Here is a 19,714-nt window from a genome sequence, read left to right on the forward strand (position 1 = left end):
GTCCTTATAAGTATTATTCAAAGACTGTAATTGACTCAATTTTCACATCTTCTAATGGTTTATCACGGAAATCTTTTTCCACATCCGCAATTTTATCCACAATGTCCATACCTTCTACAACATGACCGAATACTGTGTGTTTATGGTCTAACCAAGGTGTACCACCATTTTGAGCATAAGCTTCGATGATCTCTTCTGGGAAGCCTGCCCCTTGTAATTGACGAAGCATATCACTTGGAAGGTGCTTCATTTGTACAATAAAGAATTGAGAACCATTTGTATTTGGACCTGCATTTGCCATTGAAAGCGCTCCACGTAGGTTAAACAATTGATCTGAGAACTCATCTTCAAAGGAATTACCCCAAATTGATTCTCCGCCCATACCAGTACCAGTTGGGTCGCCACCCTGAATCATGAAGTCTTGAATAACACGGTGGAAAACAATGCCGTTATAGTAGCCTGATTTAGCATGCCCTAAAAAGTTCTCAACCGTTTTTGGTGCGTGCTCAGGGAATAATTTAATTTTGACAGCACCTAATGTTGTGTTCATTTCTACAAGCACTTCGCCTGCTTGTACGTCTGTTGTTAATTGTGGAAACATGGAAGTCTCTCCTTTAATGATAAATTTCAGTTTCAATAAAAAAGATGCCTGTGCATCCTTTCTGACCTCATTTTAGTCTAACATACTTCTTATTGGTTTTCTCCCTCAAAGTATTGACGATTTTTGCACTTTTACTATTCATTTTTAAAACGAAGTAAATAGGTCCGAGCGAGTATTTGGAATCAATCCAAAATATGTTATTCTGATGAAGGATTTATAGAAAGAGTGGAGGCACACATGAAAAAGGCTTTTGGTTTTTTTATTATCGTTCTATCCCTTCCTGCTTTATGGTGGATTAGCACAAACATTAAAACAGAAATCAATATAGCACAAGCACATGAGGAACAAATGACAAATGCTATACATTTACCTGAGGTAGAGGCCCAGCTACCTGTTACCCTTATTGATCGAAATGGGCAAACATTTAGTGAGGAATATGTCGAATGGCGGCAGCCACTAAGTTTACAAGAAATTCCACAAATTGCCCAGGAAATATTCATCACAAGTGAGGATGCTGATTTTTATGAGCATATCGGCTTTGATTTAAGTGCGATTATTCGTGCGGTTGTAGCTAATTCAAATAGTAACACCACCTCTCAAGGTGGTAGTACCATCACACAACAGCTTGTTCGAATGCGTTATTTATCTGAGGAAAAAACATATGAACGGAAATTGACAGAGCTTTTTTATGCATATGAATTAGAAAAAGAATTTGATAAAGATGCCATTTTAACAATGTACCTGAATGAATCCTATTTTAGCAATCAAGTTTATGGCATTGGCGGAGCAGCCACTTATTATTTTCAAAAGCCACTCCAAGAATTATCTATTGCTGAAATAGCTTTCATTGCTGCTATCCCAAATAACCCCTCCCTTTACAATCCTTTAAAAAATTTTGATCAAACTAAAGCGAGGCAGGAACGATTGTTAGATACCCTTGCAGCAAATGGGGCGATTACAGAGGAAGAGGCAAAAAAAAATAAGGCTACTCCCATTACATTAAATGTGAAAGATAAAATTCAAAGTTATCCAATGTATAGCACTTATGTTCTTCAAGAGCTAAAATGGCTAGTTGCAGAAAAAGAAGGTTATGCGGATCGACTAAGCATTACAGTTAATGAGGAAGAGAAGAAAAACATTAAAGTACAATTAGATAATCGACTTCATACATTATTTCAAAATGGACTCATCATTCAAACGACGCTTGATCCAACTAAACAGCAGCATGATGAGGAAAAAATGTCAGCTATTCTTGAGGCTAGCCCATTGCAAGCAGCAGGTGCGGTCATTGAAAACCAATCAAGAGAAATAGTCAGTCTGTATGCAGGAAAGAACTATGAAAAATTTGATTTTCATCGTGCATTCCAAGGAACACGGCAGCCAGGGTCTGCCTTTAAGCCACTGGCAGTCTATGCACCATTTTTCGAAACGACATCCCATACACCTGATTCGATTGTCAATGGTGGTCGTTATTGTGTGGGCTCCTTTTGCCCCCAAAACTATGGAGGCTATACGTATGGTGATGTTACTATTCGTACTGCTTTTCGACACAGCTATAATACATCTGCACTGCGTCTCTTTCAAACAGTTGGCGTTGAAACAGCCTTTGACTACCTTAATCGCTTTCACTTCCGCTCCATTGTAGAGAAAGATCATAACTATGCAGCATCATTAGGAGGATTAACCTATGGTGTGACAGCATTAGAACTAGCAGATGCTTATACAAGCTTTATTGATGGCTCTTATGTTCTTGCACATAGTATACGAAAAGTTACAGCTTTAGATGGAACAGAGCTTTATAGTTGGGATACACAGCGTGATCAGATCTGGTCTCCTAAAACAGTAAAATACATGCGTGAACTCCTTGCAGATGTTGTAGCAAACGGTACGGGTCAAGGTGTCTATAGTAACAGCAGCTACGTTGGTGCAAAAACAGGGACAACGAATGACTATCGAGACTACTGGCTTGCGGGGCTCAATGATGATTATACTGCCGCCGTTTGGCTAGGATATGATAAACCTCAGTCGATGCAGCAATTAGAGGAATACAAAATCCACCATCAATTATTTAATGTTTTGCTTGAGTAGTGAAACAACTAAAAGGTAGTAGTCGCTGAGACTACTACCTTTTCATAGTGTTGAAAAACAAAACCATCAATAGAATTTTTGTGAAAGGTGAAAATGGTTTCCGTTGCAGGCTACTTGCTTTCCTGTGGGCGAGCGCCGAGCCGCTTCCTCCGCTACCGCTCCACTCCTCCCCACAAATTTAGCAAAGGTTTTCAAATAAAGTGAAGATATTCACTACTCATTTTATGGAGAGGTGATGTCACGAATCACTTCTCCACATTTTTCACTACTGTTAGTATGAAAGAAAAGGAAAAAACACTTTTGCAGAATGGTTAATTGGAGTGGAAACAGCGTCACAGATGGGGCCCTGGAACCAACGTTAGTGAGTGAAGCGGTTCAGCTGACGCCCTCTGGAAAGGACGCTGGTGGAACGGAAATCAACCTCTCGCCTTTCAAACTTGCTTTTTCTGCCGTTGTTGACATCACCTTTTTAATAGTATGTATTAATTTGCAAACGGCAAACTTGCCAAAATACCATTGTATAGTTTCAACACAACATAAATAACAAGCGTTAAAAGAATCGTCCACATAAATAGCTCAAAGATTAATAGACCAATTGTGCCGCCCATTGATATAAAATGACTCATTTTATAAATCAGATAAATAAAGTAGGCAAATATCGTTATCACAAAAATACCAATTAAAACATAAATAAATTGGATGGCAAATGCGGAACACATGGCACCTACAAATAAGATTATATAGCCGCCACGAGCCTGACTTACAGTGGCTCCTTCGTTATCCTTTGAAAAAAACAGCATCCCTACTTCATGAATGGTTTCCCCTACAAGTTTAAGAGCCGAAAATAACATAAAAAAAACAATGGCAAAAACAATGAGTAAAAATACACGTAATTCAAAATCAGATAAAAACTCTCGCATACCTGAATACACACCGATGGCTTGAAAAATCTGTAATGATTTACCAACAGCATACATACCAAATGTCAAACTAAACAATAAAATTGTAATTAATGGTAGATAACCATAGATATATGGGTTCCTCATAAAAAATTTTTTTCCTCTATTTTTATTGATAACTTCCTATTTATAATATAACGAAAATTCTCTAACGACCGCAAGCTAAATCCCAATAGTACATATGCATCCTCAATTAAAGTACGTTATAATTGGGATACTTACCTGCATAAAGGAGGGTTTTTTTGTTACAAGTACTTTATATTTTTATTCCAATGCTTGTTGCAATATTAGTGCCATTATTATATAAACGCATGAAAAATATTCACACAGGTTGGTTTGTTCTTGCTGTACCTGCTACGCTTGCGATTATTTATGCAACATATATTGCTCAAGTGGCTAAGGGGGAAGTATTTACTGCAGAGCTCCCTTGGATTCCATCGCTTGATATTTCCATCATCTCATATTTAGATGGACTCAGCTTATTATTCTCATTACTCATTACTGGAATTGGCTCGTTAGTTGTGCTTTACTCCATTTTTTACTTAGATAAACATAAAGAAAAATTACATAACTTTTATGTTTACTTACTGTTATTTATGTCAGCCATGCTGGGAGTAGTACAGTCAGATCATTTAATTACACTCTATTTCTTTTGGGAGCTAACGTCCATATCATCATTTTTACTCATCGGCTATTGGTATAATCGGGATGCCTCACGCTTCGGTGCATTAAAGTCTATGATGATTACAGTTGGCGGCGGCTTAATGATGCTAGGTGGCTTTGTTCTGCTTTATTTAATGGGAGGGACCTATTCCATTCGAGAATTGATTGTCATGGCACCTAATTTAGTAGATCAACCTTTATTCACTTGGTCACTTATCCTAATACTCTTGGGCGCATTTACAAAATCCGCGCAATTCCCATTTTACATTTGGTTACCAGATGCCATGGAAGCGCCAACACCAGTAAGTGCATACCTTCACTCGGCAACAATGGTCAAAGCAGGTATCTATTTAGTTGCACGATTTACGCCGATATTTGCAGCCTCTGAGCTTTGGGTGTGGCTTGTAACAGGTGTAGGTATCTTAACTTTATTCTGGGGTTCCTTCTTTGCAGTGAAGCAAACAGATTTAAAAGGTATCCTAGCATTCTCTACAGTCAGTCAGCTTGGTCTTATTATGTCACTACTCGGCGCAAGCGCTGTTGCTTTTCATACAAATGGCTCAGTCGATACCATTAAATTTGCTGCATTTGCTGCCATTTTCCACCTTATCAATCATGCTACATTTAAAGGCAGTCTTTTCATGATTGCAGGCATTGTTGATCATGAAACAGGAACTCGAGATATTCGTAAACTTGGCGGATTAATGAGTATCATGCCAATTAGTTTTACTGTGGCTGCAATAGGAAGCTTATCAATGGCTGGTCTTCCACCATTTAATGGCTTCTTAAGTAAAGAGATGTTTTTAACAGCCATGCTTGCCCTTCAAAAGTTTGAATTTTTCGGCTTTGAAACATGGGGAGCACTCTTCCCTATTGTTGCTTGGATTGCTAGTATTTTCACCTTTATCTATAGCTTTTATTTTGTTTTCCGAACATTTAATGGAAATTACAAACCTGAGCAGTTACCTCATAAACCACATGAGGCACCGATTGGCATGCTAATTTCTCCAATACTTTTAGCGGCTTTAGTTGTGACAATCTTCTTTATCCCTAACTTTATTGGCAATACCTTTGTAAAACCAGCTGTCCAAGCGATTCAGCCATTTTTGTATGATACACCTCAAGCAGTGGATATTCATGTATCTGCTTGGCATGGCATCACCCCAGAGCTACTGATGACTATTGGAATTATCATTGTTGGGGTATTATTATTTGTCGCCTTACCAAAATGGCAAGGGATGTATCAGCGATTCCCGCAAGCCTTAACATTAAACAATGCCTATGACAAAATCATGCAGGGTTTAGACGTTGGCTTAAATCGTTTATCTCGACGCTATATGACAGGCTCTATGCGTCACTATTTACTCTATATGTTTAGTGGAATTACTGTAATTGTTATCGGCTCTCTTTTCATGAAAGATGCTTTTAGCATTTCATTCCAAGGAGCCTCACCAATAAATCTATACGAAATAATCTTGATCGTCGTTTTACTAATTGGTACTGCCATCACCATTTTGGCCAAGTCACGTTTAACGGCCATTATTGGGCTTGGTACTGTAGGCTATACCGTAGCCTTATTCTTTGTCATTTTTAACGCACCTGATCTAGCGCTGACACAGCTCGTTATTGAAACGATTTCAGTAGCACTATTTTTATTAGCATTTTACCATCTACCTAAGCTTGGTAAACGCGAGGAGCGAATGAGATTCCAGTTAAATCGTGCCGTTGTTTCGATTGCAGTTGGTGTGATGGTAACCCTTGTTGCCCTATCAGCTCATTCCCAAAAACTAATTCCCTCTATTGCTAAGTATTACGAGGAAACCGTGTATTCATTAGCTGGTGGCGGAAATATTGTAAACGTAATTTTAGTAGACTATCGTGGTTTCGATACATTATTTGAAATTACAGTACTCGGCATAGCTGGCATGGCCATCTTAGCTATGATTAAGTTACGTATGAATAGAAAGGAGAACACTCATGAAAACAAATGATGTGGTCATACAATTTACAGCTAAAATTGTATTTTTCATTATTTTCTTCTTCTCCATTCATATTTTTTTAGCTGGTCACTATACGCCTGGTGGAGGCTTTGTTGGGGGTCTGTTAACATCAAGTGCACTTGTTCTTTTAGTGTTAGCCTATGATATCAACACAGTCCGTCATATTCTACCTATTAATTACACGTATTTAACAGCCATTGGCTTACTATTAGCCCTTGCTACTGCGGCATACCCAATGTTTGTGGGCAAACCGTTTTTCACACATTTCTTTGATTATTTCGATTTACCGCTTCTAGGCAAACAGTCATTACACACGGCTATGCTTTTTGATAGCGGTGTCTATTTGGTTGTTGTCGGTGTTACGATGACCATTATTCAAACGATTGGGGAGGATGAATAATGGAAATAATTATGGCCTTTGTGATTGGCTTTCTCTTTATGGCAGCGGTCTATTTAATCTTATCGAAAAGTTTATTGCGCATTATTATTGGAACAGGCCTGTTAAGCCATGGTGCTCATCTACTGATCTTAACGATGGGTGGTCTTGGTGGCGAAGCTCCACCCGTCTTAAACGAAGGAGCCAAAACGTTTGCTGATCCCTTACCCCAAGCACTTATTTTAACTGCGATTGTTATAAGCTTTGGGGTAACAGCATTCTTCCTTGTACTTGCCTATCGTTCCTATCAGGAGCTTAACACGGATGATATTAGCTTAATGAGAGGAAGTGATGAGGATGAATAACTTCCTGCTACTACCAATTATCATCCCATTTTTCTTCGGTATGATTTTAATGTTTGGACAAAAAAATCTAACCTATCAGCGATCATTTTCATTACTTGGAATTGGACTAGCCCTCTTCTCTGCCTTTTCACTTCTTTTAAAAGTGAAACATGATGGTATTCAAAAGGTCACATTTGGAAACTGGCCCGTTCCTTACGGTATTACAATGGTATCTGATATGGTATCTGCATTGCTCGTTACAACAACATTGCTGATTGCGCTATTTGTTGTTTGGTATGGCTTTGGTTCCATTACGAAGGAGCGTGAACGCTTCTTTTATTACCCAGGTATTATGTTTATTTTAACTGGGGTCAATGGAGCCTTTACAACAGGCGATATTTTTAACTTATTTGTTTTCTTCGAAGTATTGTTAATGGCTTCCTATCTACTTATCGTGTTAGGTGGTGAGAAGGGGCAACTGAAAGGGTCTATTAAATATATTTTAATTAATGTTATTTCTTCGGCCTTATTTGTTATTACCGTTGCCTATTTATATTCTGTTGTAGGGACATTAAACATGGCCGATATTGCGGTGAAAATTGCTGAGATTAATCAACCAGGAATTATTACTGTTATTGCCGTACTATTTTTAATGGTATTTGGACTAAAAGCGGCCATTTTCCCATTATATTTTTGGCTTCCTACTTCGTACGCCGCAGCGCCTATTCCTGTCTTAGCATTATTTGGCGCTCTGCTTACAAAGGTTGGGGTATATGCCATTACACGTACCTATACACTATTTTTTGTACATGATTTGTCCTATACGCACAACTTACTAATGGCATTAGCTATTGCAACAATTGTAGCTGGATGCATTGGAGCACTCGCTTATTTTGATGTAAAACTCATTATTATCTATAACATTGTCATTGCAGTTGGTGTCATTTTATTTGGTGTCTCTCAAATGAATGAGACTTCATTAAAAGGTGCTATGTTTTATTTAATTCACGATATGCTGATTAAGGCCGCGCTCTTTATGCTAATCGGCATTGTCATCTATATTACGGGTACATCGGATTTGCGTAAGATGGGTGGACTCATGAAAAAATACCCTGCACTTGGTTGGTGTTATTTAATAGCAGCTTTTGGCTTAGCTGGAATTCCACCACTTAGCGGATTTGTTGGAAAGCTGTTAATTGTACAGGGGGGCTTTGAGGCTGGAAGTATGTGGAGTAGTATTTTCATTTTAGCATCTTCACTGCTTGTCCTATTGTCCGTGATCCGTATTTTCCTCTATGCCTTTTGGGGTGAGGAAAAAGAAACACAAGGTACAGTCGACAAATCTATCTATAAGATGCTGTTTATGCCGACTGCCTTGTTAGTACTTATTACTGTAGCCTATGGTGTGGGTTCCGAATGGATTACGCCATTTATGGATGATGCAGCAAAACTATTAAATGATCCATCTATCTATATAGATGCTGTAATGAAGGAGGATTAGCACTATGGCATTTCAAATGATTTTAAATTTTGTACTTGCCTTCGTCTGGATGTTCCTTTCCTCTAATTACACAGCAACTGGTTTTATCATTGGATTCATTATGGGAATACTTTTACTTATTCTCATGCGGAGGTTTTTCAAGTCTCGTCTTTATGTCTATCGATTATGGGCCCTTCTAAAATTAACGTTGTTGTTCTTTAAAGAGTTAATTTTAGCAAATGTTCAAGTGTTAAAAGTAGTGTTAAAGCCTAAGCTGGACATGCAACCTGCCTTTTTTGCTTATCCAACTGTTTTAACGCAAGACTGGGAAATCACGTTATTATCGAGTCTAATTACGTTAACACCAGGAACAGTCGTAGTGCATGTTTCGGATGATGCGAAAACACTGTATGTACATGCAATTGATATTAACGATGTGGATGAAGCCATTGCTTCCATTCGAGATTCATTTGAAAAAGCAATTTTGGAGGTGAGTAAATCATGACAACATTTATTATTGCTGTAATCGTAGTGATTTGCTTATCGATGATAGCGGTCATTTATCGAATGGTAAAAGGTCCTTCCGCATCTGACCGTGTTGTAGCTTTGGATTCACTTGGTGTTTCACTCATTTCCCTCATCGGACTATTTTCGATTTTAGTGGAAACAAGCTTCTTTCTTGAAATCATTTTATTGCTAGCAATCTTATCGTTTATCGGTACGATGGCTTTCTCTAAATTCATAGAGAAAGGAGATATCATTAAACGTGATAATTCTCGCTAATAGTTTAGTTATCTTTTTCATAACTGTTGGAGTACTCTTTATTGTCGTGACAGCTATTGGACTTGTCCGCTTACCTGATTTGTATACACGTGCCCATGCTGCTTCAAAAAGTGCAACACTTGGCGTCATGTGTGTGCTAATCGGTGTATTCTTTCACTTTTGGCTAATTGAAGATCATTTCAACCCTCGTATTTTATTAGGGATATTATTCCTCTTCATCACTGGTCCTGTTGGAGGACACATTATGACACGTTCTTCCTATATAGCTGGTGTTAAGCCATGGAAAGGAACAGTACGTGATGAATTAGGTCCTGAAATTGACAGAATGAAAAAGGAACAAGGTGTAAAATAAACAGTAAAAATCTGCCCGATTAATTATATCGAGCAGATTTTTTTATTAAATATATCCCTTGTCAGTTAAAATATGCGTCAGCTGTTCCACACATTCTTCAATAGAATGCTGTTCGGTATCCAAAATAACTTCTGGGTTGATTGGTTCTTCATATGGAGCACTAATCCCTGTGAAATTAGTAATTTCTGCATTCCTTGCTTTTTTATACAAACCTTTTGGATCTCTTTTTTCACATGTTTCTACTGAACACTTTACATAGACCTCTAAAAATTCGCCATCCTCTACAAGCTCACGGACTACCTGACGATCTTCCCGATAAGGCGAAATAAAAGCTGTTAGCACAATTTGACCGCTTTCTATAAATAGCTTAGAAACTTCACCTATTCGACGAATATTTTCTTTGCGCCCTGCCTCATCGAATCCTAAGTCACTATTCAAGCCATGGCGCACATTATCACCATCTAATACGAAGGCTTGATTGCTCCTTTCAAATAATCGACGGGCAAAGGCATTGGCCACGGATGATTTCCCTGAAGCCGATAAACCCGTAAACCATAAAATAAAGCTTTGATGTTTATTTTTTGAACGGCGTTCCTCTTTTGTAATGGAGGCTTCATGCCAAACAATGTTTGAACTCATTTCACTACCTCCTTACTCATACCTTTAATTAAAATGTCTACGACTTCTTTACGACTGAATGTACTTGGTGGTACTTCGCCATTTCGTAGCATCTCTCGTACCTTCGTTCCTGATAGAATGACATGAGCAGAGCTATCATGTGGACACGTTTTTGTCGTAGCCATGCCTTCACATTGCTGACAATAAAAGCTATGCTCAAATTTTAGTGGTACAATTCCTAATTCATCTTCAGTAAACTGTTCAAAAATCTTTTGTGCATCGTATGTGCCGTAATAATCACCAACCCCTGCATGATCACGGCCTACAATAAAATGGGTACAACCATAATTTTTTCTAACAAGGGCATGAAAAATAGCTTCCTTTGGTCCTGCATACCGCATTGCGGCTGGGAAAATACCTAATTGTACACGGCTTTCAGGATAATAGTTCTGCAATAAAACCTCATAGCTCTCCATACGTATAGCGGCTGATACATCATCTGACTTTGTTTCACCGACAAGTGGATTTAAAAATAACCCATCAATTGTTTCAAGTGCTGCCTTTTGAATATATTCATGCGCTCTATGGACTGGATTACGTGTTTGGAAGCCGACAATGGTTTTCCATCCCTTGTCAGCAAATAATTGGCGCGTTTCCACTGGGTCAAATGAATACGCAGGGAACTTTTGTGCAAGACGTTTAATTAATGTAATTTTTCCTCCGACATAAATAGCAGGACGATCAAAGAGCTTTTGAACGCCCGGATGTGCTAAATCTTCTGTCCCATATACAAGCAAAGCCTCTTTTCGTTTATTCGGTTCATAAATATCGGCTACTTCAATAACGCCATAAACTTCATTATCATAAACTAATTTCACCTCGTCACCAAGCTGTAAAGTGGCCGCTTTCTCTTTTGTAACAGGTAATGTAATCGGAATACTCCATACTATACCTGAAGCTAAACGACTTTGCTCCACGACCGACTCATAGTCTGCTTGTGTTAAAAAGCCTTCGATTGGGCTATAGCCCCCTACAGCGATTAGCTCTAAATCACTCAACGAAATCGCATCCAGCTCAATTTCCTTGTGAATAGTTGTGATCTCCTTTTCTGGATAAAATGCCTGCACAAGTAGCCCACCATGTGGTTGTAAACTCATTAAAATCTCCTCCTAATTCTGGTTAAATACTAAGTTTTATAGTTAAAATATAGTGATGATAAGATTCAATTTAAATGCCTTCCCCTGCATCATAGATAGATTGCTCTTCTTCACGCATCATGCGCATCAGGCTAATGACCCCTAGCGTCCCTATGATAATACTGCCATTCAAAATAATGACATAAAGGTCTTTTTCTAAAAATAACTGCACTAAAAAATAAGAAATGACTAATGAAAAGATGGGTGATACAACCCAAATACGTATAATTTTTTTCACAATATGCTGATGGAAAATTTGCTTACCGTTTTTCGCCATCCCCATCCCGATGATGGAAGAAGAAGTTACTTGTGTTAATGGTACTGGAAGCCCAAAAATGGAGCTTACACCAACAAGCAGTGCGCCTGTACTTGAAATGAGAATGCCTTCTGCCTTTTGAAAGCGCACAATTTTCTTACCGTTTGTTTCAAGCACTCGTTTACCAAGTAACATAGCACCTATTGCAACAAATGCACCGCCAAGCACAATGCCCGTTGTCACATCCATCATTCCTGCTCCCACCAGCGGTCCAACTGCATTGGCAACATTATTCATTCCCGCTGAAAATGCTTCGAAAAATCCAGCTAATACGAGAAGAACAGTTAAAATCGGACGATCTTTAAGCAGTCCTCTGTTTTGTAATTTATATAATAGCTTTCCACATACAAGAGCAATGACAAAGGCAACAAGCGGTACAATCACCCAAAATGATATGATGACGAGCAGCGAATTGACGAATAATACTTTATAAGCAATTCCTACACCAACGACAGCACCCACTGTTACTTCACTCGTTGATAAGGGGATGCCTAAAAGATTGGCGAAAAATAACGAACTTGTCGCAGAAATTAAGATAATGATGACAACCTTTACCGTAATATATTCCTGAGGCATAATGCCTGAGCTAATCGTTTTGACTACTTCTCCTCCGCCTAATACAGCTCCACTGTAGACGCCTATCGCACATAATAGCAATGCTTGCCACGCTTTTTTGATGGCACCTGCACCATAAGCAACACCCATTGAGGCGGCTGCTCCGCTTGCCCCTATGTTCATTGCAAAAAATAAACTAATAGCTATTGCAAAATATTCAAGCATGGCAGAACTCCTTTATTCATGTAACCCACACTCGGTTTTACCAGAACCTTGCCACCTACCTGAACGTAAATCCTCCATCGTAAATGCCGGTTTCGTACAATGCTCACAGCCGATACTTGGATAGCCTTGATCATGTAACGGATTATATGGCAGATTGTGCTTTGAAACATAGCGCCAAATATCCTTCCAAGTCCAATGAATCAAAGGACAAACTTTAATCGATTGAAATTTATCGTCACGATTTAGAAAGTTTGTCTGTTGACGTGTTGGTGATTGCTCACGACGTAAGCCTGATATCCAAGCCTTTTTACCTGACAAGGCTTCGTGCAAAGGCTTTATCTTACGAATATCACAGCACTTATTTGGGTTAGATTTCCATAGTTCGTCACCATGTTGTGTAGCTTGTTGCTCTAGTGTAAGGGCTGGCTTTTTCATGACAATGTTGAGTTGTGGATATTTTTCTTTGACTTTATTAATGGTTTCATATGTTTCTTTAAAATGTACATCTGTATCTAAAAAAACAATCGTAGCGTTAGGCTTTACCTTTGAAATGAGATCAATTAAGACAATGCCCTCAATACCAAAGCTACATGCATAGACGATTTCATCTCCATATTGTTGATAGCTCCACTGTAAAACCTCTAGTGCAGCCTTATACAAATCATCGACCTGAAAATCAATGATCGGTTCTTGCCAATTTTCGTAAGTTAACATCGAATCCCCCTCATAGCAAAAAAGGCGTTCTAACACAAGACACAGGAAAACAGGTCTTTGTTAAAACGCCTCTAGTTTGACTAGCCAGCTCTTTATATAATGATTGTTCACTAGTAGTTGCTACCTCGTACCACAATCATTCTTCTTATTACCAAATATATACTAGTGTACACCAAGCAGTCAACTAGGTTTTTTGAATATCTTTTTCATACACCCACTTTTTTCAGTTCTTTGTTGCATATGATGAGTGGTATCTAGAGACACCCTTATTAATTTTCGAAATAAATAATCTTTTTCTCAATTCCTTGTTGACTAATAGGAAATATATGTTTAATGTATTATTAAAGCTTTGACCTAAATAAAAAAAGCGCTGATCAGAGGATCTGAAGGCCATCTACCCATGTTGTCATTTCATTGTGGGTGATGGCTTTTTGCATTCTTTAGACAGAAAAGGGGCGAATTAATTATGAAAAAAAGGAGCTATGTTCTCCAATCATTGGCATTACTAACTATTCTAACGCTTAGTTTAACTGGCTGTGGAAGTGCCAGCTCGGATGAAAAAGGAAGTGGTCAAGAAGACAAAAAGTCTGTAGAGCTACTAAATGTCTCCTATGACCCAACACGCGAACTTTACGATGAGTTCAACAAAGATTTTATAAAGAACTGGAAGGATGAAACCGGCCAAGATGTCACAATTAATCAATCACATGGTGGATCTGGCAAACAAGGACGTGCAGTTATTGATGGTCTTGAAGCCGACGTTGTAACCCTCGCACTCGCTTACGATATTGATGAAATTGCTCAAACACGCGAGCTGCTGAATAAAGATTGGCAAACAGAGTTTGATAATAATTCCACTCCCTATACATCGACAATTGTTTTTTTAGTACGTATAGGGAATCCAAAAAACATACAAGATTGGGATGATCTGATTCAAGACGACGTGTCTGTCATTACGCCTAATCCCAAAACATCTGGTGGTGCACGTTGGAACTATTTAGCTGCTTGGGCATATGCCGGAAAGCTATATCACAATGATGAAACAAAAATAAAAGAATTTATGAAATCACTTTATAGCAATGTCGAAGTACTTGACTCTGGCGCTCGTGGAGCAACAACAACATTCGTAGAACGCAAAATTGGAGATGTCTTAATTGCGTGGGAGAATGAAGCATACCTCTCTCTCAATGAATTAGGTAAGGATGAGTTTGAAATCATCACGCCTTCATTAAGCATTTTAGCAGAGCCACCAGTTGCCGTTGTAGACAAAATCGTAGATAAAAAAGGGACACGTGAAGTCGCTGAAGCTTACTTACAGCATTTATATAGTGATATTGGGCAAGAAATTGCGGCGAAAAATTATTATCGACCACGTAATGAAACGATTTTAGAAAAATATAAAGAGCAATTCCCTCAGCTTGAACTTGTTTCCATTGATGATTTCGGCGGCTGGGCAGAAGCACAAGCAACCCATTTTAAAGATGGTGGTACCTTTGATGAAATATACGTACCACAATAAGGAGCGTTTTGATGAGTAGTTTAATCATTCCTAAAAAATCGCGTCGAATTATTCCAGGCTTTCATTTATCTCTTGGGTATACGATGCTATACGTTAGTTTACTAGTGTTACTACCACTTTCGATGATTTTCATTCATACCATGTCCTTAAGCTGGTCAGCATTTATCGATATCATTACAGATCCTCGTGCTGTTGCTTCCTATAAAGTGAGCTTCAGCACTGCGCTGATCGCAGGCTTACTAAATGTGATTTTCGGTACGATTATTGCATGGGTACTCGTTCGCTATCAATTTCCCTTTAAACGAATCATTGATGGGCTTGTAGACTTACCCTTTGCATTACCTACTGCTGTCGCTGGTATTGCTTTAACATCTCTCTATGCGCCAAATGGTTGGATCGGTCAATTTTTTGATTTTAAAATTGCCTTTACACCTCTCGGCATCATTATTGCTTTAACCTTTATCGGGCTACCCTTTGTTGTACGTACGGTCCAGCCTGTCTTACAAAATATTAGTGCTGAGGTCGAGGAAGCTTCGGCAAGCCTTGGTGCTAATCGTTTACAAACCTTTCGTAAAGTCATCTTACCAGAGCTAGTACCAGCTATTTTAACTGGCTTTTCCTTGGCCTTTGCTCGTGCTTTAGGTGAATATGGCTCCGTTGTTTTTATTGCAGGAAATATGCCGATGAAAACGGAAATTACCCCATTAATTATTATGACAAAGCTTGAGCAATATGATTATGCGGGGGCAACAGCGATAGCTGTTGTCATGCTTGTGACATCCTTTATCTTGTTGTTCACCATTAACTTGATACAATGGCTAGCCAATCGTCGGTTTGTACATTAGGAGGTACTATATGGAACAATCAACTTTTATTCAGCAGGCTAGTACAGAAAAAAATAAAGCAGCCACACAGTCTGCTGCCCTACAGGAGCCTCGTATTATTCGCTATACGTTAATATTTATTGCTTTAGCTTTTTTAGCTTTCTTTATCGTACTACCTTTAGTATCTATTTTTATTACAGCCTTTCAAAAAGGAGCCGACGTTTACTTTGCTGCGATTACACATCCAGATGCATTAGCTGCTATTAAGCTTACATTAATCGTCGTAGCTATTACTGTACCACTCAATGCGATCTTTGGCGTAATGGCTGCATGGGCACTCACAAAGTTTAATTTTAAAGGGAAAAATCTATTACTTACCATGGTAGATTTACCTTTTGCCGTTTCCCCTGTTATCGCAGGTTTAGTGTTTATTTTATTGTTTGGCTCACAGGGACTGTTTGGTGAGTGGTTGTTTGCACATGATATTAAAATTGTTTTTGCACTTCCTGGCATTGTCCTTGCCACAATTTTCGTCACATTGCCCTTTGTTGCACGTGAATTAATACCGCTGATGCAGACCCAAGGCACATCTGAGGAGGAAGCGTCCATTTCATTAGGGGCAAGTGGCTTTAAAACCTTTTGGTATGTCACGTTACCCAATATTAAATGGGGGTTGTTCTATGGTTTGATTTTATGTAATGCACGAGCCATTGGAGAATTCGGAGCTGTCTCTGTTGTATCCGGCCATATCCGTGGCATGACTAATACGATGCCGCTTCATATTGAAATTCTCTATAATGAATATCAATTTGCAGCAGCCTTTGCAGTTGCTTCCTTAATGAGCGTTATGGCCATCTTTACATTAATCGTGAAAGACATTATTGCTTGGAAATCAAAATCTAGTTAAAAGGAGATGGTCTCAATGAGTATACAAATTCAAAACGTATCCAAAAAATATGGTTCCTTTCAGGCACTAGAGGATATATCCATACATATTCAGTCTGGGGAGCTAGTAGCACTGCTTGGCCCTTCTGGATCAGGAAAAACCTCTTTGTTACGTGTGATTGCTGGGCTTGAAACAAGTGATGTCGGCAACATTTTATTTGATGGGCAATCCATAACAGATCGACACCCAAAGGAACGCAATGTGGGCTTTGTCTTTCAACATTATGCGCTTTTTCGCCATATGACGGTCTTTGACAATGTAGCTTATGGGCTGAAGGTCCGCCCTCGAAAAAGCAGACCTTCAAAACAAGAAATCAAAGATAAAGTGATGGAATTATTGCGACTTGTGAAACTTGAAAATTTCTCAGATCGGTATCCAACACAGCTTTCAGGTGGACAGCGACAACGTGTAGCACTGGCAAGAGCGCTTGCCGTAGAGCCAAAGGTACTGTTACTAGATGAACCGTTTGGAGCTCTGGATGCAAAAGTACGTAAGGAGTTACGTCGCTGGCTCCGAAAGTTGCACGATGAATTTCATATTACAAGTATTTTTGTGACACATGACCAGGAGGAAGCTCTCGATGTTGCAGATCGCATTGTCGTTATGAACAATGGCAAAATCGAGCAAATTGGCAGTCCAGACGAGGTCTATACAAATCCAAAAAGTCCATTTGTCTATGACTTCTTGGGCAATGTCAATCTATTTAAGGGTCGCTTACATAATGGTAAGCTCATGCATGGCGAAGTTGCACTTGATGTACCTGATGCCCTAACACATTCAGATGACAATGCGATAGGCTATGTACGTCCTCATGATATTCAGATTGAGAAAACAAGTATTTCAGGTACAGTTCCTGTTAAAATCAGCCATATTCATTTGCTAGGCCCTATCGTCCAAATTGAGCTACGCCGTGAGGATCTTGATGAATTTTTAGAGGCCGAGTTATCAAAAGAACAATATCATCTTCTTCAACTGAAAGTGGGCGACCAAGTATTTGTAAAGCCGAAACAATTAAAGGTGTTTATTCCTGAGGATTACTCCATTTAATGAATTGTCATATTAAGTGCAACACCTCTAAAATAAAAGAAGCCCATAACGACCTCGTGTAACATGTTAGTTACCTCACAAACATCGGAGGAGGAATCGTTATGGGCTTTACCCATCACTTTATTATTCATTCGCATTAAGGAGGGTTATATCAAATACCACGATTTAGAGAGTTATTGGCAACTTATGAAATCAAGCAAAGCATGTAACAATGCCCTGACAGAAAGTTTTTTTACATAAATTTCCACACATAACTATAAAAGATTCAAAAAAGCGTTAGTAAACTCTATCCACTACTACAATCATGAACGAATACAAATAAAACTCAACGGAAAAATTCCAGTTGAGTTTCGAAGGGCTACTTAAAAAGTTTTTAGGGGTCAGCTCAAGTTATGGTGTAGTGCCTGGTCCATCTAAAATAGCTACATTCTTATTCTTCCTCTCTTAAAAACCCTTCATCAACATAAATAACCCGGTTGACATATTCCTTTACATGAGGATCATGTGTTGCGATAACCACTGTCGTCTCATTTTCTTTATGAATCTGAGTGATCATTTTCATTACATCTTCGGCAGAAGACTTATCTAAGTTACCTGTAGGTTCATCGGCTAAAAGTAATTTCGGTTGATTAACAAGCGCCCTTGCAATTGCTACTCTTTGTTTCTGTCCCCCTGATAATTCATCAGGAAAAGCTGTATCTTTTCCTTCGAGACCAAGTTTTTTTAATAATTCAGTGATACGTGTCCTACGTTCCATGTTGGAAAGTTTCTCTTTTGCAAAGAGCATTGGCACCTCTACATTCTCAAAGACAGTCATATCCTCAATCAATTTAAAATCTTGGAAGATAAAACCCACATATTTATTTCGTATGAAGGCATATTTATCATCACTTAATGTATTAATTTTATTTCCCTCAAGAGTAATCTCACCTGATGTTGGTCGGTCAACAAGTCCAATCATATTCAGCAATGTGCTCTTTCCAGAACCTGATCTTCCATAAAAAGCGATAAAGTCTCCTTTATCAATCGTTAAATCCAAAGATTGAAATACGATTGACTCAATATTCCGTCCTTGATATGTTTTTTTTATATGGGCTAGTTCGATTAAATTCATAGCATGCTCCCTCCTTAATTCAACAAATGAACAACTAATTTAACGACCTAAAGATATTGATGGAATTGTCATAAGTAGCAATAGAATAACAATTAAACAGAAACTTATTAAAAAAGTAAGCATCCATGTGGTGAATGTCAGCCAAAGCACACCTGCCAAGATAAATAAAAGAAGTGCAATCATGTAAGAAGGTCCCATTAACAATAAGTTAGTGAATACAAAGATCTTTATTATATCCATCCTAGTAGCGCCAAAAAGCCTAAATAGCTGTAGCTTAGCAGTCTGGTATTGATTCTGCAGCAAGACAAAGCTAGTAATACAGATCATAATGAGTATGAAAGCAATGGTAATAAAGAATAGCAGCGATTTCGCATAAATTAAATTGATTTCTGTTTGTTGCTCTTTTGTATTAATTACCTGCCGAACATCATAGTTAGAGATTGGATTCAGTTTAGAGAGCTCAGCATCTAAAGTATTAACATGTATTTCCTCATCTTCTACCCCTACAACATACACCCATATATCCTGTAGATTTTTTTCTTCAATAGGAAGAATCTGTGCATGAGGCTGAATTGAATCATATAAAAGAAAATATTGAAGGTATTCCCTCGCTTGCCTTTGATCATTATCAGACACTAACTTTTCAATAACATCATTTACATAAACTTTTTGCGAGTCACCCTCTTGATTCGGGCTTAAAGAAATGATACCGACCTTACCAGTAAATTTGTGTTCTAACCAATCGAGTTGTTCTTGGGTCCAATCATCGGTCAAGCCAGAGTTTGAATTAGGTTTGAATGTAGGCATAATCATCCAAACATCTTTGCCAATTTGCTCTCTAAGAACTTGCATTTGATCTTGATTCTTGAAAAGGAAACTAACTAAAATGAAGACGAGCAAAAACATAACTAAAAATTGAATGCGTATTAACCATGTCATTTTTCTATTACGATTAAGCATTTTTGATGCAATTCTCCACAAATCCCTCATAATT

20 protein-coding genes are annotated in these 19,714 nt (G+C 38.4%); 12 read left to right on the forward strand and 8 right to left on the reverse strand.

Translation table 11 applies throughout. The features are described from left to right. Positions 1-13: 13 nt before the first annotated feature. Positions 14-601, reverse strand: coding sequence for a peptidylprolyl isomerase (locus MHB65_RS19060; RefSeq protein WP_205445186.1), 588 nt, complete (start codon positions 599-601; stop codon positions 14-16). 237 nt (positions 602-838) lie between these two features. On the opposite strand from MHB65_RS19060, the gene MHB65_RS19065 reads away from it, so the two are divergent. Further along, positions 839-2,689 carry a transglycosylase domain-containing protein gene (locus MHB65_RS19065; protein ID WP_342441362.1) on the forward strand — a complete coding sequence of 617 codons (1,851 nt, stop codon included), beginning with the start codon at positions 839-841 and terminating at the stop codon, positions 2,687-2,689. A 482-nt stretch (positions 2,690-3,171) separates the two neighbouring features. On the opposite strand, the gene MHB65_RS19070 is transcribed toward MHB65_RS19065, so the two are convergent. Then, positions 3,172-3,735 carry a DUF5366 family protein gene (locus MHB65_RS19070; protein ID WP_342441363.1) on the reverse strand — a complete coding sequence of 188 codons (564 nt, stop codon included), beginning with the start codon at positions 3,733-3,735 and terminating at the stop codon, positions 3,172-3,174. A gap of 155 nt (positions 3,736-3,890) precedes the next feature. On the opposite strand from MHB65_RS19070, the gene MHB65_RS19075 reads away from it, so the two are divergent. From MHB65_RS19075 to mnhG, 7 genes are read left to right on the forward strand one after another with little or no spacing between them, the layout of a single operon-like run. Continuing rightward, on the forward strand, positions 3,891-6,302 hold the full coding sequence (locus MHB65_RS19075; protein ID WP_342441364.1) for a Na+/H+ antiporter subunit A: 2,412 nt from the start codon (positions 3,891-3,893) through the stop codon (positions 6,300-6,302). After that, positions 6,289-6,711, forward strand: a complete 423-nt coding sequence (locus tag MHB65_RS19080; protein WP_205445192.1) for a Na(+)/H(+) antiporter subunit B — start codon at positions 6,289-6,291, stop codon at positions 6,709-6,711. Before MHB65_RS19075 ends, MHB65_RS19080 begins: the two co-directional genes overlap by 14 nt. After that, complete coding sequence (locus tag MHB65_RS19085; RefSeq protein WP_004228379.1) at positions 6,711-7,052, forward strand: Na(+)/H(+) antiporter subunit C; 342 nt, start codon at positions 6,711-6,713, stop codon at positions 7,050-7,052. The genes MHB65_RS19080 and MHB65_RS19085 overlap by 1 nt, the downstream gene beginning before the upstream one ends. Further along, positions 7,045-8,532 carry a Na+/H+ antiporter subunit D gene (locus tag MHB65_RS19090; protein ID WP_342441365.1) on the forward strand — a complete coding sequence of 496 codons (1,488 nt, stop codon included), beginning with the start codon at positions 7,045-7,047 and terminating at the stop codon, positions 8,530-8,532. The genes MHB65_RS19085 and MHB65_RS19090 overlap by 8 nt, the downstream gene beginning before the upstream one ends. Positions 8,533-8,536: 4 nt before the next feature. After that, entirely contained in the window at positions 8,537-9,016 is a 480-nt protein-coding gene (locus tag MHB65_RS19095; protein WP_131522557.1) for a Na+/H+ antiporter subunit E, read from the forward strand. Then, a complete protein-coding gene (locus tag MHB65_RS19100) occupies positions 9,013-9,294 on the forward strand; it encodes a Na(+)/H(+) antiporter subunit F1 (RefSeq protein ID WP_004228375.1) in 282 nt (93 codons plus the stop codon). Before MHB65_RS19095 ends, MHB65_RS19100 begins: the two co-directional genes overlap by 4 nt. Beyond that, positions 9,278-9,646 carry a monovalent cation/H(+) antiporter subunit G gene (mnhG, locus tag MHB65_RS19105; protein ID WP_205445197.1) on the forward strand — a complete coding sequence of 123 codons (369 nt, stop codon included), beginning with the start codon at positions 9,278-9,280 and terminating at the stop codon, positions 9,644-9,646. Before MHB65_RS19100 ends, mnhG begins: the two co-directional genes overlap by 17 nt. Before the next feature lie 45 nt (positions 9,647-9,691). Here the strand turns inward: mnhG and cysC are convergent, their stop codons facing one another. The 4 genes from cysC to MHB65_RS19125 all read right to left on the reverse strand — a co-directional run bounded on the left by cysC (position 9,692) and on the right by MHB65_RS19125 (position 13,270). After that, on the reverse strand, positions 9,692-10,285 hold the full coding sequence (cysC, locus tag MHB65_RS19110) for an adenylyl-sulfate kinase (RefSeq protein ID WP_205445198.1): 594 nt from the start codon (positions 10,283-10,285) through the stop codon (positions 9,692-9,694). Beyond that, a complete protein-coding gene (gene sat / locus MHB65_RS19115) occupies positions 10,282-11,421 on the reverse strand; it encodes a sulfate adenylyltransferase (protein WP_342441366.1) in 1,140 nt (379 codons plus the stop codon). The genes cysC and sat overlap by 4 nt, the downstream gene beginning before the upstream one ends. Before the next feature lie 70 nt (positions 11,422-11,491). Further along, positions 11,492-12,556, reverse strand: coding sequence for an inorganic phosphate transporter (locus MHB65_RS19120; protein WP_342441367.1), 1,065 nt, complete (start codon positions 12,554-12,556; stop codon positions 11,492-11,494). Positions 12,557-12,568: 12 nt separating this feature from the next. Continuing rightward, a complete protein-coding gene (locus MHB65_RS19125; protein ID WP_342441368.1) occupies positions 12,569-13,270 on the reverse strand; it encodes a phosphoadenylyl-sulfate reductase in 702 nt (233 codons plus the stop codon). A 466-nt stretch (positions 13,271-13,736) separates the two neighbouring features. On the opposite strand from MHB65_RS19125, the gene MHB65_RS19130 reads away from it, so the two are divergent. Genes MHB65_RS19130 through MHB65_RS19145 form a run of 4 tightly spaced genes read left to right on the forward strand, consistent with a single transcriptional unit; the run spans position 13,737 to position 17,606 of the window. Then, entirely contained in the window at positions 13,737-14,789 is a 1,053-nt protein-coding gene (locus MHB65_RS19130; RefSeq protein ID WP_342441369.1) for a sulfate ABC transporter substrate-binding protein, read from the forward strand. Positions 14,790-14,800: 11 nt separating this feature from the next. After that, the gene (gene cysT / locus MHB65_RS19135; protein WP_205445207.1) at positions 14,801-15,634 is read left to right on the forward strand and encodes a sulfate ABC transporter permease subunit CysT; all 834 of its coding nucleotides are present in this window, start codon (positions 14,801-14,803) and stop codon (positions 15,632-15,634) included. A 10-nt stretch (positions 15,635-15,644) separates the two neighbouring features. Next, positions 15,645-16,520: a sulfate ABC transporter permease subunit CysW gene (cysW, locus tag MHB65_RS19140; protein WP_342441370.1), complete on the forward strand. Its 876-nt coding sequence runs from the start codon at positions 15,645-15,647 to the stop codon at positions 16,518-16,520. A gap of 15 nt (positions 16,521-16,535) precedes the next feature. Then, positions 16,536-17,606, forward strand: a complete 1,071-nt coding sequence (locus MHB65_RS19145) for a sulfate/molybdate ABC transporter ATP-binding protein (protein WP_205445210.1) — start codon at positions 16,536-16,538, stop codon at positions 17,604-17,606. A gap of 430 nt (positions 17,607-18,036) precedes the next feature. Here MHB65_RS19145 and MHB65_RS19150 read toward each other — a convergent pair whose 3' ends face one another. Together MHB65_RS19150 and MHB65_RS19155 are read right to left on the reverse strand one after the other, a co-directional pair. Continuing rightward, positions 18,037-18,720 (reverse strand): ABC transporter ATP-binding protein, encoded by a 684-nt coding sequence (locus MHB65_RS19150; protein ID WP_342441371.1) that lies wholly within the window; start codon positions 18,718-18,720, stop codon positions 18,037-18,039. A gap of 39 nt (positions 18,721-18,759) precedes the next feature. After that, positions 18,760-19,710, reverse strand: coding sequence for a hypothetical protein (locus MHB65_RS19155; protein ID WP_342441372.1), 951 nt, complete (start codon positions 19,708-19,710; stop codon positions 18,760-18,762). Between the last annotated feature and the right edge of the window lie 4 nt (positions 19,711-19,714).

Origin of the sequence: Lysinibacillus sp. FSL K6-0075, assembly GCF_038592945.1 — a bacterium.
In the GTDB taxonomy this organism is placed as follows: domain Bacteria; phylum Bacillota; class Bacilli; order Bacillales_A; family Planococcaceae; genus Lysinibacillus; species Lysinibacillus fusiformis_F.